17 protein-coding genes are annotated in these 11,994 nt (G+C 67.6%); 8 read left to right on the top strand and 9 right to left on the bottom strand.

What is annotated here, in order from left to right; genetic code table 11:
- Positions 1 to 39 precede the first annotated feature (39 nt).
- Positions 40 to 216, bottom strand: coding sequence for a hypothetical protein (locus tag P1K32_RS04830; protein ID WP_276251577.1), 177 nt, complete (start codon positions 214 to 216; stop codon positions 40 to 42).
- Positions 217 to 294: 78 nt separating this feature from the next.
- On the opposite strand from P1K32_RS04830, the gene P1K32_RS04825 reads away from it, so the two are divergent.
- Entirely contained in the window at positions 295 to 969 is a 675-nt protein-coding gene (locus tag P1K32_RS04825; RefSeq protein WP_276251576.1) for a class I SAM-dependent methyltransferase, read from the top strand.
- A gap of 8 nt (positions 970 to 977) precedes the next feature.
- On the opposite strand, the gene P1K32_RS04820 is transcribed toward P1K32_RS04825, so the two are convergent.
- A complete protein-coding gene (locus P1K32_RS04820) occupies positions 978 to 1,289 on the bottom strand; it encodes a hypothetical protein (RefSeq protein ID WP_276251575.1) in 312 nt (103 codons plus the stop codon).
- 84 nt (positions 1,290 to 1,373) lie between these two features.
- Here P1K32_RS04820 and P1K32_RS04815 point away from each other — a divergent pair, with 84 nt between their 5' ends.
- Positions 1,374 to 2,168: a hypothetical protein gene (locus tag P1K32_RS04815; protein WP_276251574.1), complete on the top strand. Its 795-nt coding sequence runs from the start codon at positions 1,374 to 1,376 to the stop codon at positions 2,166 to 2,168.
- 103 nt (positions 2,169 to 2,271) lie between these two features.
- Positions 2,272 to 3,195: a sulfide-dependent adenosine diphosphate thiazole synthase gene (locus P1K32_RS04810; RefSeq protein WP_276251573.1), complete on the top strand. Its 924-nt coding sequence runs from the start codon at positions 2,272 to 2,274 to the stop codon at positions 3,193 to 3,195.
- A 195-nt stretch (positions 3,196 to 3,390) separates the two neighbouring features.
- Here P1K32_RS04810 and P1K32_RS04805 read toward each other — a convergent pair whose 3' ends face one another.
- Positions 3,391 to 3,552 (bottom strand): hypothetical protein, encoded by a 162-nt coding sequence (locus P1K32_RS04805; RefSeq protein WP_276251572.1) that lies wholly within the window; start codon positions 3,550 to 3,552, stop codon positions 3,391 to 3,393.
- Positions 3,553 to 3,774: 222 nt separating this feature from the next.
- Between P1K32_RS04805 and P1K32_RS04800 the strand changes: the two genes are divergently transcribed.
- Positions 3,775 to 4,287 carry an HTH domain-containing protein gene (locus P1K32_RS04800; protein WP_276251571.1) on the top strand — a complete coding sequence of 171 codons (513 nt, stop codon included), beginning with the start codon at positions 3,775 to 3,777 and terminating at the stop codon, positions 4,285 to 4,287.
- Here P1K32_RS04800 and P1K32_RS04795 read toward each other — a convergent pair.
- From P1K32_RS04795 to dcd, 4 genes are read right to left on the bottom strand one after another with little or no spacing between them, the layout of a single operon-like run.
- Positions 4,284 to 5,144, bottom strand: coding sequence for a hypothetical protein (locus tag P1K32_RS04795; protein WP_276251570.1), 861 nt, complete (start codon positions 5,142 to 5,144; stop codon positions 4,284 to 4,286). The two genes, P1K32_RS04800 and P1K32_RS04795, sit on opposite strands and share 4 nt — an antisense overlap.
- Before the next feature lie 35 nt (positions 5,145 to 5,179).
- Positions 5,180 to 5,836, bottom strand: a complete 657-nt coding sequence (locus tag P1K32_RS04790) for a class I SAM-dependent methyltransferase (protein ID WP_276251569.1) — start codon at positions 5,834 to 5,836, stop codon at positions 5,180 to 5,182.
- Complete coding sequence (locus P1K32_RS04785; protein WP_276251568.1) at positions 5,833 to 6,729, bottom strand: thiamine-phosphate synthase family protein; 897 nt, start codon at positions 6,727 to 6,729, stop codon at positions 5,833 to 5,835. Before P1K32_RS04785 ends, P1K32_RS04790 begins: the two co-directional genes overlap by 4 nt.
- A 21-nt stretch (positions 6,730 to 6,750) precedes the next feature.
- The gene (gene dcd, locus P1K32_RS04780; RefSeq protein WP_276251567.1) at positions 6,751 to 7,338 is read right to left on the bottom strand and encodes a dCTP deaminase; all 588 of its coding nucleotides are present in this window, start codon (positions 7,336 to 7,338) and stop codon (positions 6,751 to 6,753) included.
- 199 nt (positions 7,339 to 7,537) lie between these two features.
- Between dcd and pth2 the strand changes: the two genes are divergently transcribed.
- The 3 genes from pth2 to psmB all read left to right on the top strand — a co-directional run bounded on the left by pth2 (position 7,538) and on the right by psmB (position 9,373).
- Positions 7,538 to 7,876 (top strand): peptidyl-tRNA hydrolase Pth2, encoded by a 339-nt coding sequence (gene pth2, locus P1K32_RS04775; RefSeq protein WP_276251566.1) that lies wholly within the window; start codon positions 7,538 to 7,540, stop codon positions 7,874 to 7,876.
- A 70-nt stretch (positions 7,877 to 7,946) separates the two neighbouring features.
- Positions 7,947 to 8,681, top strand: coding sequence for an archaeal proteasome endopeptidase complex subunit alpha (gene psmA, locus P1K32_RS04770; protein ID WP_276251565.1), 735 nt, complete (start codon positions 7,947 to 7,949; stop codon positions 8,679 to 8,681).
- Positions 8,681 to 9,373, top strand: coding sequence for an archaeal proteasome endopeptidase complex subunit beta (gene psmB / locus P1K32_RS04765; protein WP_276252167.1), 693 nt, complete (start codon positions 8,681 to 8,683; stop codon positions 9,371 to 9,373). The genes psmA and psmB overlap by 1 nt, the downstream gene beginning before the upstream one ends.
- Before the next feature lie 25 nt (positions 9,374 to 9,398).
- Here the strand turns inward: psmB and P1K32_RS04760 are convergent, their stop codons facing one another.
- Complete coding sequence (locus P1K32_RS04760) at positions 9,399 to 9,557, bottom strand: hypothetical protein (protein ID WP_276251564.1); 159 nt, start codon at positions 9,555 to 9,557, stop codon at positions 9,399 to 9,401.
- A gap of 156 nt (positions 9,558 to 9,713) precedes the next feature.
- Here P1K32_RS04760 and P1K32_RS04755 point away from each other — a divergent pair, with 156 nt between their 5' ends.
- Complete coding sequence (locus tag P1K32_RS04755; protein ID WP_276251563.1) at positions 9,714 to 11,060, top strand: MFS transporter; 1,347 nt, start codon at positions 9,714 to 9,716, stop codon at positions 11,058 to 11,060.
- 65 nt (positions 11,061 to 11,125) lie between these two features.
- On the opposite strand, the gene P1K32_RS04750 is transcribed toward P1K32_RS04755, so the two are convergent.
- Positions 11,126 to 11,851: a CPBP family intramembrane glutamic endopeptidase gene (locus P1K32_RS04750; protein ID WP_276251562.1), complete on the bottom strand. Its 726-nt coding sequence runs from the start codon at positions 11,849 to 11,851 to the stop codon at positions 11,126 to 11,128.
- Positions 11,852 to 11,994 lie beyond the last annotated feature (143 nt).

The following is an 11,994-nucleotide window of genomic DNA, read 5'->3' as shown; positions in this document are numbered from 1 at the left end:
ACGGCTAGGGGGCCGAGATGGATAAGCTACAGCCGCCCGCTACTTGGCGAAGTAGCTGGTGAAAAAGCCCGAGAAGAACCCGGAGATGCCGGCGGTCAGGGCCATATCCGAGAGGTCCCACGGACCGTCGCCGTCGTCGGCCAGCCAGACCGTGATAGCGACGCTAACTACGAGCGAGACGACACCGTTGACGAGGTGGTCTTTCCACTGACCCATGCCGACACGGTACGTGGCGGTCCCTATAGTCAGTTGTGCCGGCGAGAGGGTCTTCCGTGGCAGTCCCGTACCGCTGGTATGCCTCTCTCGGACCGCGAGCGCTCGAAGCTCGACTCGGGCGACGACGCCGCGTTCTACGACAGCCCCCGGTTCGTGACACACGCGGACGACGCCTTCCAGGCCCGACTGACCGAGCTGTACGCCGCCGTCCTCGAACCGGGCGACCGCGTCCTCGACGCGATGAGCAGCTGGGTGTCCCACCTCCCAGACCAGTCCTACTCGCGGGTCGTCGGCCACGGCCTCAACGAGGCCGAACTCGCTGAGAACGACCGACTGGACGAGTGTTTTCTGCAGGATTTCAACAGCGACCAGTCCCTCCCGCTGACCGAGGACAGTTTCGACGCGGTGCTGTGTGCGCTGTCGGCCCAGTACCTCCAGTACCCCGAGGCGGTGTTTTCGGAGTTCGCCCGCGCGCTCGCTCCAGGGGGCATCCTCGTGGTGAGCTTCACCAACCGGATGTTTCCCACGAAGGCAGTCAGGGCGTGGCGCACGGCGTCAATGGACGGCCGGGCCAGTCTCGTCGATTCGTACTGTCGGGCCGCGGGCCTCACCGTGACCGATATCGTTCGCGAACATCGCGAGGCTTCGACCGCAGGGAGAAGCCTCGAACGAGTGGAGCGGGGAACACGCGTGACCCGCGAACAGCCCGGAGCGGACCCGTTCTACGCTGTCGTCGCGCGACAGGAGAGCTAAAACGCCGGCTACCCGTCACAGCAGACGGTATAACGGACCTCGCTGTCCAGCAGCGTCCGGACCCGGTCGGTCAGGGCCTCGACCGACTCGAACGGACCGAACTTGCTCACGGTGGCGCCGTCGGCCGCGAGTTCGACCGTCCAGTGGTCCACGCCCTCGGGGCCGTCCCGGCGATGGACGACGAGCCGGCGGTCGGGGAGCGAGACGGTGGCGCGGTCCGCGTCGCCGCTGACGCCCCAGTCCGTGCCCTCGGCGAGTCGGGCTTCGACCGTCGATTCGAGGCGAGCGACGAGCGAGTCCCCGGTCGTGCCGTCGTGCATACCTCGACTCGGTGCGCGTCCGTCTAACCAGTTGCGCTCAGCGGGCGAACACTTCTTGCCCTCGCGCGCTCTCCGTTCAGAGGAATGCCCGTCTATCCTTCGGTCCGCGACCACGCCGTCGCGCTGTGCGAGCGGGCCGGCTACGACGTGACGGTCCGGCCCGAACGGAGCCTCGACGGCCCGCCGGCGCTGGCCGACCCGACCGCCGACGCCGTGGGGCTCGTCGAGCCCAGCGAGCCACGCCTCGTCGCTATCGAACCGCTGACTGAGGCCGACATCGGTCCCGCGGGACTCGTCCCCCGTTTCGCCGATGCCTTGCGCGAGGACCGCGACTGTCTCTTCGTCGTCCCATCCACCGAGGACACCGGGACGACGCTCACGCAGGTCGTCGCCACGGTGCTCGGCGAACCGGCCTGTGTCGCCGCCGACGAGCCCGACGGTCGGCAGTTCTACAAGGGCCCCGACCGGGTGCCCCTGTCGGACGGCAGCTACGCCTGCGCTCGTGCGCCCGCGTCGGACCTCCAGTGGCGTGAGGTCCGTGTCGACGAGGGGCGGCCGCGGCTGGAGCTCTCCGTCGGGACGGAAATCGTCGCCGTCTTCGAGCACGTCGACGCGCTCGCCGCGCCGGAACGGCACGCCTTCCAGTACGCCTACCGGCGGGCCGAGGACGGCCGCTTCGAGGTGACCGAGGGCGACGAAGTCGTCGAGCGGTTCCCCGGCCCGACGGCGATGCGCCGGGGCGGCTACGCGCCGGTCCCGATGCCCATCGTCCCCGAACACCTCTTTCCCCGGGGGGCCGACACCACCCGGTGGGCCGTCTGCCAGCCCGACGGCGGCGCGGATATCTTGAGGGAAGCGGGACTGCACGCCTGGGCCTAAAGCCGAATTCAGCCGCTCCTCTTTGATTCCTGCCCCAGCTCGACAGCGACGCAGTCCTGACACCAAAACGACTTTCTACCACGGCCGAATACCACCAGGTGGTATGGAAGACTTTGACCAGTTCAGCGACGTCGGCGAAGCGGAAGTGACCCGTGCCATCGGCCAGGAGTGGACCGAGGAGTTCATGGACTACTCCGATACGGAGGTCATCATCATCGGCGGTGGCCCCTCCGGGCTGATGGCGGCCAAGGAGCTCTCCGAGCGCGGCGTCGAAGTCATGGTCGTCGAGAAGAACAACTACCTCGGTGGCGGCTTCTGGCTCGGCGGCTTCCTGATGAACAAGGTCACCGTGCGCGACCCGGCCCAGGAGATTCTGGAGGACCTCGACGTGGACTACCTCCAGTCCGAGGAGACCGACGGTCTCTACGTCGCCAACGGGCCCGAGGCGTGTTCGGGCCTCATCAAGGCCGCCTGTGACGCCGGTGCGAAGATGCAGAACATGACCGAGTTCACCGACATCGTCATCCGCGACGACCACCGCGTCGGCGGCATCGTGATGAACTGGACGCCGGTCCACGCGCTCCCCCGGGAAATCACCTGTGTCGACCCCATCGCTGTCGAGTCCGACATCGTCATCGACGCGACGGGCCACGACGCGATGGCGGTCAAGAAGCTCGACGAGCGCGGCGTCCTCGAGGGCGAGGGCCCCGAAGCGGGCGACACCGGGATGGACCAGACCGGCGGCGACACCTACGGCGCGCCGGGCCACGACTCGCCGGGCCACGACTCGATGTGGGTCGGCGAGAGCGAGGACGCCGTCGTCGAACACACCGGGAAGGTCCACGACGGCCTCATCGCGACCGGCATGGCGACAGCGACGACCCACGGCCTCCCGCGCATGGGTCCGACCTTCGGCGCCATGCTCGTCTCCGGGAAGAAGGCCGCCCAGGCCGCCCTGGACGAGCTGCAGGTCGACGCGCCCGACGTGACCCTCTCGACGAGTGGGCCCGCGCCCGCTGACGACTGAGAGACTTCGAGCGGAGCGAGAAGTCTCTGACCTGTCGAGCGGCGCAGCCGCGAGACGAGCGAGGAATCGAGCGAAGCGAGATTCCTCGGATTGCGAGCGGGGAGAGCGAGGCGCGGCGCGCCTCGAAAGCGAGCGGCGAAGCCGTGAGCGCAGCGACCCGCGAGCAGAGCGATTCCGAGCAGCGCGAGGAATCGCTTACAACGTCGAGCGGGCGTAGCCCGCGAGACTAGCGAGGAACTTCTCTTCGCTCAGTTCCTCGCTAAAGCGCAGCAGGGAGAGCGAGGCGCCTCGCCAGCGAGCGGTGAAACCGCGAGCGTAGTGACCCGCGAGCAGAGAGACGTCTCGGTAAACGCGCACGGCGAGTGCAGCGACCCGCCAGTAGCGAGACTTCTCGCTTCCTTCGAAGCCTCCGACAGTCGAACGCAGTGAGCGCAGCGAGAATCCTCGTTCCAGTCGACCGCGACTCACCGTTCTGCCGGGCACTGCCCCGGAAGCCATTATTCCTATTGAAACACTTATATCACGATAATACATACATATTTCCGGTTCAGTCGGAAATAGGCGTGTGATTACCACACTATGTCGAACGAAACCGAACAGACGACTGACCGCGATTCGGACGGCGGCCTCGTTGTCGACCTGTGGGTCAGGCGGCCGGTGTGTGGACCGCGGACGACGGTCATCGACCGGCTGAGCGCGTTGCGGACGGCCGGTGTGTTAGACGAGTTCTCGGTGACGACCTGGCCGGAAGAGATCGCCCTGACCGGCGACGACACGCAGGATGACCTGCTCGAGACGATAGCCGGCTTCGAGGACTGGGCCGCCGACCGCGGGCTGAGCCTGCGGCCGCCCTTCGAGACGCGGACGGCCTCGCTGCTGGTCGGCGACAGCGAGGACGTGCTGACGACGCCGATGCTGCTCGCGGCCGCCTACGAGGACGGCGACCTGGTCGGTATCTACCCCTGTAGCGACGGGACGAAAACCTGGACGATTCCGGCGTTCCTGGACGCGCTAGAGGCCGGCGAGGAACGGACCCCGACGGGCGCGGGCACCGACGCGGTGCTGCCGGCGACGGAACGACCGACGAGCTAGTCGTCCGACGCGGAGACGATGACGCTTACCGTTCCGTCAGCAGTCCGAAGGTCGGCCGCGTTCGCGAATTCGGCGTCACCGAACACGACTGCGACGGTCGTGTCGTCGAGCGCCTGGTAGTTGAACGCCGCGTCGCTGTTCTGGCCGCGGGTGTCCGTGTACTCTATGAGCGCATCTTCGAGTTCGTCGGTCTCGGTCTCGTTGTCCCAGCGCATGACCCAGACCCATCCGCGCCGACTGTCGTTCGTGGCGTGCTGGAAGGCGAGTAGTCGGTCGTTGCCCCACCCGGCCGCCGCGGCGGCCGCCCGCTCGCGGTCGAGTTCCGTATCGAGCGTGGCTCTCGTGGTCATCTCACCGAGGGTGTCGTTTCGGACGAACTCCCAGCTGCTCCGGTCGGCTGTCCGGTTCCGTACCGGTAGCTTCGCCGGCGGCTCCTCGCTCGGCGTCTCGTTGTGGATGACCTGTTCGGTCGTCCGCGGCGCGGCCTCGTAGGCCGCCGAGAGGTTCTCGAAGCCAAGCGCCCGGTTCAGCGGGACGGCACCGACCTGCTGGACGCTTCCCCGCCACTCGCTGAGGTCCCGCACACGGACCGGCCACGGGTCGACGTCGGTGCCGGTCACTGCTTCGACCCGGTTGAACGTCAGCGTCTCGTTCACCGGCAGTGTTCCGTTCTCGACGGTGACGGCGTCGTCGACTGTCACCGACGCCGACTCGCTGGGGGTGGGAGACGCCGTCGGTGTCTCGTTCGATGGCGATGCCGTGGTGGTGTCCGACTCGCCGAGCGGGACGCCGACACACCCCGCGAGCACGAGGAGGGCGACGACCGCCAGGGCCGGGACGAGCCTGCCGGTGGACATACGATACCGGACTGACAGATGCCACAAAGCGGTTACTATGCGGCGCCGTCGGGCACGGTACCGGACACCAGCCCCAGGTAGCCGCCCCCGAAGGTCTCGTAGCGCCGGTCGACCGTGCGCTCGGTGAGCCGCCGCCGGGCCGCCGCCACGCGCGCCTCGAAGGCGTCGGCCTGGGAGCGCGCCGACAGCCGCGCGCCCGGCGCCGAGAGCCGGACGAACCCCTCGAACGCGAGGTTCAGCGCCAGGGCCAGGGGGTGGCCACTGCGCTGGAAGTTCAACAGCGCGACCCGCCCGCCCGGCACCACGCAGTCACACCAGGCGTCCACCGCGGCCGCGGGGTCAGGGAAGATGCCGGCCACGAACGTCCCCAGCACGGCGTCGACGCCCCGGACCGGCGGTCGGGTGGCGTCACCCCGCAGATAGTCCACGCCGGCGCCGGTCCGCTCTGGATGGCGCCGCGCCGCCCGCAGCATCTCGGCCGTGATGTCGAGCCCGACGACCCGTCCGTCGGGGCCGACTCGCTCGCGTAGCTCGGGGACGTTCGCGCCTGTGCCCGTCCCCATCTCGACGACGGTGTCGCCCGGTGAGAGGGCCAGCGCGTCGACGGCGCCGGCCCGCCACGAGCGCAGTCCGGGAAGCCTGTCGACCCGGCCGTAGACGGTTGCCCACCGCTCGTAGAACTCCCCGCTCACAGGATATCGCGGGTCCGCTCGGCGACGGTCACGGCGTCCGGACCGAGCAGGTAGACCACCGGCTCGACGCCCATCCCGCCGGTCTGGTAGACGACGTCGGCCTCGGGGTCGTCCGCGAGCGCGTCGGCGATGGCCGGCTCGACGGCTTCCTCCGCGTCGAACTCGACGGCGGTGTGGCCCGCCGCGACGAGTGACTCGACGACGGACTCGTCGTAGCGGACGTTCAGGCCCGCCAGGGCCGGACTGCCAGCCGCCTGCGCGGCCAGGACGACGGAGGCGACGTGTTCGCTCACGCCGAACTCCGGCTCGGCCGGGATGGTCGCCCGTCCCTTCACGTCCAGAATCCGGCCCGGGACGGCCGCCACGTCGTCGATGCCCTCGCTGTCGGGCAGCGCCTGCACGAGGTTCGACCCGACCGCCGGGATGAGCGTCGCGAAGCCGCTCGTGTTCTCGAGCACTCTGAGCCCCCGCCGGACCGCCGACAGCGTCCGCTCGGCGGCCCGGAGCTGGGAGTCGGGGTCGTGGACCGCGAACTCGCCGTCGTAGTCCGCCAGTTCGGGCACGGCCTCCTCGTGGAGGCGAGCGAGCACGCCGCCCTGTTCGAGCTCGCGGACGAACACTTCCGTCTCGACGAGCGCCTGGGTGGAGCTCATCTCTTCGCTTGCCAGCCCCTCGGCGATGCGCTCGACCAGCTCGGCCAGCCCGCGGTGGTCGAGCAACCGCTCGTTGCGCTCGACCTCGCCGTGGACGTACTTCGAGACCGCGCTCTGGCTGATGCCCAGCAGCTCCGCGACCTCCGACTGAGTGAGCCCTCGCTCGCGCAGCGCCTCGGCCAGTAGCGAGCGATACGTCGGCAGGAACTCGTCGACGACGACCTCCTCGATGAAGCGCATGCTACTGACCGCCCCTGTCGCTCATTGGTCCCCACCGAATTCTCTATCGCCCTGTATCTTGCTCGCCTGCGGCCCGGACTGGTCCTGGTACTTCGAGCCCCGCTCGGCGCCATACGGACGGTCAGCGGGCGTCTTCAGTTCCGTGAGGATCAGCTGAGAAATCCTCATACCTGGTGTGAGTGCCACGGGTGCCGTGCCGAGATTCGACAGTTCGAGGGTTATCTGACCTCGGTACCCCGGGTCGACGACGCCGGCTGTGGCGTGAATGACTACTGCGAGTCGGCCGAGCGAGGAACGACCCTGCACGTGCGCGATAAGGTCGTCGGGAATACCGACCGTCTCGTAGGTCGTCCCTAGCACGAAATCCCCTGGATGGAGAATAAACTCATTACCGTCCTCGACGTACGTCTCATCGACGTACTCCGAGACCTCTTCCTCGCTGTTCGGATGGATACAGGAGATATTCGTCCGCTGGAACTCCAGGAACTCCTGGCCCAGCCGCAGGTCGACGCTGGCGGGCTGAATCTGGATGTCGGGGTCGTCGAGGGGCTCGACGACGAGGTCGCCCTCCTCGAGCCGGCGCAGGATGTCCGCATCGGAGAGTATCATTACCCGACGTACCGGCGTGGGGCACCTAAAGTATCCTGTCTCGGGTTGGCAGTCCTCGGCTCCCGTCGCGTTTCCGCTATCGCCCACAAAGTTGATGTCGAGCGTCTCAATCCGCGCCCATCCGGTAAGTGCCCTGTGGTACGTGCAACCGCGGCGGGACTCCGACGGGGGTTTATGTACCGGTCGCTATGGTGGGAGTATGAAGCAGGCCATCGTGGCGCGGGCCGACATCGGCATGGGTGAGGGGAAACTCGCCGCCCAGGTCGCCCACGCGTCGCTGTCGGCCTACGAGGACACCGGCCGACAGGTCCGCACGTCTTGGAAGGGCTCGGGCCAGAAGAAGGTCGTCCTCAAGGCGAACGGCGAGTCCGAGCTGTTCGAACTCGCCGACGCGGCCGAACGCGCTGGCCTGCCACATGCCGTCGTCAGAGACGCCGGCCACACGCAACTGGAGCCCGGTACCGTCACCGCACTCGCGGTGGGGCCGGCCGACGAGGACGTGGTCGACCGAATCACTGGCGACCTCTCGCTGTACTGAGGGCAGCGAGCGCCGATGCGATTATATACCAGAAACACTAACCTCAGGTGAACAATAGAGCACACCCACAATGCAAGGAAACGAACAGCAGGCCTACGACCGCGGGATAACGATCTTCTCCCCGGACGGACGCCTCTATCAGGTCGAGTACGCACGCGAGGCAGTCAAACGCGGTACCGCGAGCGTCGGGGTTCGGACCGCCGACGGCGTGGTGCTGGCAGCCGACCGCCACGCTCGGTCACCGCTCATCGAACGGGACAGCATCGAGAAGATCCACGAGATAGACGACCACGTCGGCGTCGCGAGCGCCGGCCACGTCGCCGACGCCCGCCAGCTCATCGACGTCGCCCGGCGACAGGCCCAGGTCAACCGCCTGCGCTACGACGAGCCCGCAAGCGTCGAGTCGCTGACCAAGGAGGTCACCGACTACATCCAGCAGTACACCCAGACCGGCGGTGCACGCCCGTTCGGCGTCGCGCTGCTTGTCGCGGGTATCGAGGACGGCGAACCGCGCCTCTTCGAGACGGACCCCTCCGGGACGCCCTACGAGTGGCAGGCCGTCGCCATCGGCGGCTCCCGCGAGGACATCCAGACGTACCTCGAAGACGAGTACGCCGAGGAGATGGACCTCGAAGGCGGCGTCGAGCTCGCACTCCGCGCGCTCGCGTCGGTCAACGACGACGGGCTCGACGCGACGGGCGTCGACATCGCCACCATCGACGTCGAGAGCCAGCAGTTCAGCAAGCTCGAAGAGGACGACATCGCCGAGCGCCTGGCCGAGTTCGAACTCGGAGGTGAGGAATGATGTACGACCCAGAGAACCGTCTCACCGACGCCTACGAGCCCGAAGTGGGTACCATCCCCTCGGACGCAAAGGGCCGCGACGAGGAGAACGTGACCAAGACCGGGACGACCACGGTCGGTATCTCGACCGAAGACGGCGTCGTCATCGCGACGGACCGGCGGGCCTCGCTTGGCGGCCGGTTCGTCTCGAATAAGTCGGTCACCAAGGTCGAGCAGATTCACCCGACTGCGGCGATGACGCTGGTCGGCAGCGTCGGCGGCGCCCAGTCCTTTATCCGCTCGCTGCGCTCGGAGGCGAACCTCTATGAGGTCCGTCGCGACGAGCCACTCAGCATCCACGCGCTGGCGACGCTGGCGGGTAACTTCGCCCGCGGCGGCCCCTTCTTCGCCATCAACCCCATCATCGGCGGGGTCGACGAAGACGGCAGCCACGTCTACAGCGTCGACCCGGCCGGCGGCGTCCTCCAGGACGACTACACCGTCACCGGCTCCGGGACGATGGTCGCGACCGGGACTATCGAGGGTAACTACGACCCCGAGATGAGCATCGAGGAGGCCCGTGGCCTGGCCATCCGCGCCGTCCAAGCCGCGGCCGAACGTGACACCGGCTCCGGGAACGGTATCGTCCTCGCCGAAATCACCGACGAGGGCGTCGACATCGACCGCTTCGACGACTACGAATCGGCCGAGTAAGCGGCCCCTCAGTTCGTTTTTCGCCCTAACGTGGCACCTCGACCCAGCCGGATATCCACGCGTCGTCGGCCTCCGGGAGGTGTGCGACTCTGATACCGCCGAACTCCTCTATCTCGACGTCGGTACCCTGCCACCAGTCGGTCGGTTCGCGCTCGTCCTGTTGTACGCTATCGTGTTCGGCCACGTGACGACACCTGTCGGACAGTCGCCACCCGGCCGTTCTCGTTATCCTCCGCCTACGACCGGGTAGGCACCGACTCAGTACCACACAGCAACCCTCCATAGCGGCGGGTGCCCACTCATTGGTAGGTATAAATGCGAGCGTGCACAGCTTCCGATAATGGCTGCCGACCGAGCCGACGAGGATGTCGACCCTCTCGACTCGTTCCGGCAGTTCTTCGCGCTGGAACGGGACGTTCTGGTCCTCTCGCTGTCGATGCTGGCCTTTTCGCTCGCCTTCCAGATGACGAGTCGCTACCTGCCCGAATACATGCGCGTGCTGGGGGCCAGCGCGAGCGTCATCGGCCTCTACGGGAGTGCGGGCAACCTCATCAGCGCCGTCTACCCCTATCCGGGGGGTGCGGTCTCGGACCGGCTCGGCTCGCGCTTTGCCCTGACCGCCTTCGGCGTCCTCGCGACCGCTGGGTTCGCCGTCTGGTATCTCGCCGCCGTCGTCGGCTCCGTCGCCGTGGGGCCGCTGACCTTGCCCGCCTGGACGTTCGTCTTCCTCGGCCTCTTTCTGGCCCAGGCCTGGAAGTCCTTCGGGCTGGGTGCGACGTTCGCCATCGTCAAACAGAGCGTCCCACCCGACCGGCTGGCGATGGGCTTTGCCAGCACGGAGGTGTTCAGGCGGTTTGGCTTCCTGCTTGGACCGCTGCTGGCCGCTGGGTTGCTCGCCTCGACGGCCGGCTTCATCGATGGCTTCCAGCTGGTCTTGCTCGTGGCCGTCGCCTTCGGCGCCGTCGCCACCGTCGCCCAGCACTCCCTCTACGACGCCAGCGAAGACACTATCGGCAAGTCCTTCGAGGGCGTCTCCCAGGTGCTCACGGACCTCCGTGAGATGCCCGCCACGCTGCGCCCGCTGCTGGTCGCCGACACGCTCGTGCGCTTTGCCAACGGGATGGTGTACGTCTTCTTCGTCATCGTCGTCACGGAGTTCCTCTCGGTGGGGTTCACCGGCTTCGGCTTCGACCTGCGGCCCGACGCCTTCTTCGGCGTGTTGCTGGGCGTCGAGATGGTCGTCGCCATCCTCTCGATGCCCTCCGTCTCGAAGCTCGCGGAGTACGCCGGGCTCAAGCCCGCCGTCGCGCTGGGCTTTTCGGTGTATGCGCTCTTCCCGCTCTTGCTCATCTTCGCGCCCGCGAACCAGTGGGTCCTGCTCTTGCTGTTTGCCTACTCCGGGTTGCGCTTTGCCGGGCTGCCCGCGCACAAGGCGCTCATCGTCGGGCCCGCCGAGCGCGACGCCGGCGGCCGCGTCACCGGGAGCTACTACCTCGTCCGGAACACGCTCGTCATCCCGAGCGCCGCACTGGGCGGGTGGCTCTACGGGGCCGAGTGGTCGCTGGAACTGGGCGGCGTGACGGTCCAGGCCGGCCCCAGGTTCGCCTTTGCGGTCGCGACTGCTATCGGTGTCCTCGGGGTCGTCTACTTCGTCGTCTTCGGCGAGGAGTTCGAACCGTACGAATGACGATAGTAGCCCGCGGCCTCACGGTGGCAGCTCCCCAGCCCGGTGACTCCCGGCACGCGAGCCAGTCAGGCGAAGTACTGCCCCAGCACGGCGACGACCCAGATGCCCACGTGGGACCCCACGACTGGGACCAGCGTCGGTCGCCGGAGGTACACCGCCGTCCACACAGCCGAAACCATCCCGACCAGTAGCACGGTGCCGACGGGCCAGGTCACCAGGTGGGCGAGCGTGAAGACGGTCACTGTGAGACTCCCGGCGATGGCGGGACTGTCGGTGTATTCGAGCAGCCGTTCGAGCGGGTATCCACGATAGAGCATCTCCTCGACGACGCCGGTCGTCACTGCAGCGAACAGCGAGACACCGAGTCCCGGTGTCGACTCCAGGCTGCTGAGGCCGTCCGCGACGGGCAACCCGGCCGCCGAAAGCAGCGCCGGCCCGGCGATGAAGACGGCGAGCACGGCGATGGCCGTCCCCATCAGGTACGGGACGTCCCACCACGTCGGTCGCCTGACCCCCACGGAGGCCAGCGACCGGTCCTCGACGCCGACGACGACACCGAGGACCGCGAGCGCGACGGCCCATTGGAGTACGCCTTGGACAAGCGGACCGAGTGACACCCCCAGGACATCGATGAGAGTTACCAGCCCCGGCAACGCCAGCAGCGCGACACCGAGCGTGAGCCAGGTCACTGCTGGCATCCGGGATAGTTTTGTGACGATGGCCACGGGACCCTGCACTACGGCGGCCCCCGTTTGCTCCTGTGCATCTGTCGAGGTTCTGTCGTCGCTCATTGCTGGTAGTGGCGTTCAGTGGGGGCGGCCGGCGACGTGCCAGCCGCCGACGGCGTGGAGGTGGGACAGTCCGGTCAAGCGGTGCCGACAGCGGGGAACTGCCAACAGGTTCGAATGCTGACGAGTCGAAAATAAAACTTCCT

This window comes from Haloarcula rara, from assembly GCF_029338235.1.
In the GTDB taxonomy this organism is placed as follows: Archaea; Halobacteriota; Halobacteria; order Halobacteriales; family Haloarculaceae; genus Haloarcula; species Haloarcula rara.
The sequence above is the reverse complement of the archived record's forward strand: the minus strand, read 5'-3'. Positions and strand labels throughout refer to the sequence as shown.

Bases quoted from the DNA above. Each gene is read 5' to 3' on its own strand.
- P1K32_RS04785 (WP_276251568.1), bottom strand. From the start codon at position 6,729: ATGCGCTTCATCGAGGAGGTCGTCGTCGACGAGTTCCTGCCGACGTAT.
- P1K32_RS04750 (WP_276251562.1), bottom strand. From the start codon at position 11,851: ATGAGCGACGACAGAACCTCGACAGATGCACAGGAGCAAACGGGGGCC.
- P1K32_RS04820 (WP_276251575.1), bottom strand. From the start codon at position 1,289: ATGCACGACGGCACGACCGGGGACTCGCTCGTCGCTCGCCTCGAATCG.
- P1K32_RS04830 (WP_276251577.1), bottom strand. From the start codon at position 216: ATGGGTCAGTGGAAAGACCACCTCGTCAACGGTGTCGTCTCGCTCGTA.
- dcd (WP_276251567.1), bottom strand. From the start codon at position 7,338: ATGATACTCTCCGATGCGGACATCCTGCGCCGGCTCGAGGAGGGCGAC.
- P1K32_RS04815 (WP_276251574.1), top strand. From the start codon at position 1,374: ATGCCCGTCTATCCTTCGGTCCGCGACCACGCCGTCGCGCTGTGCGAG.
- P1K32_RS04825 (WP_276251576.1), top strand. From the start codon at position 295: ATGCCTCTCTCGGACCGCGAGCGCTCGAAGCTCGACTCGGGCGACGAC.
- psmB (WP_276252167.1), top strand. From the start codon at position 8,681: ATGTACGACCCAGAGAACCGTCTCACCGACGCCTACGAGCCCGAAGTG.
- psmA (WP_276251565.1), top strand. From the start codon at position 7,947: ATGCAAGGAAACGAACAGCAGGCCTACGACCGCGGGATAACGATCTTC.
- P1K32_RS04810 (WP_276251573.1), top strand. From the start codon at position 2,272: ATGGAAGACTTTGACCAGTTCAGCGACGTCGGCGAAGCGGAAGTGACC.
- pth2 (WP_276251566.1), top strand. From the start codon at position 7,538: ATGAAGCAGGCCATCGTGGCGCGGGCCGACATCGGCATGGGTGAGGGG.
- P1K32_RS04800 (WP_276251571.1), top strand. From the start codon at position 3,775: ATGTCGAACGAAACCGAACAGACGACTGACCGCGATTCGGACGGCGGC.
- P1K32_RS04755 (WP_276251563.1), top strand. From the start codon at position 9,714: ATGGCTGCCGACCGAGCCGACGAGGATGTCGACCCTCTCGACTCGTTC.
- P1K32_RS04795 (WP_276251570.1), bottom strand. From the start codon at position 5,144: ATGTCCACCGGCAGGCTCGTCCCGGCCCTGGCGGTCGTCGCCCTCCTC.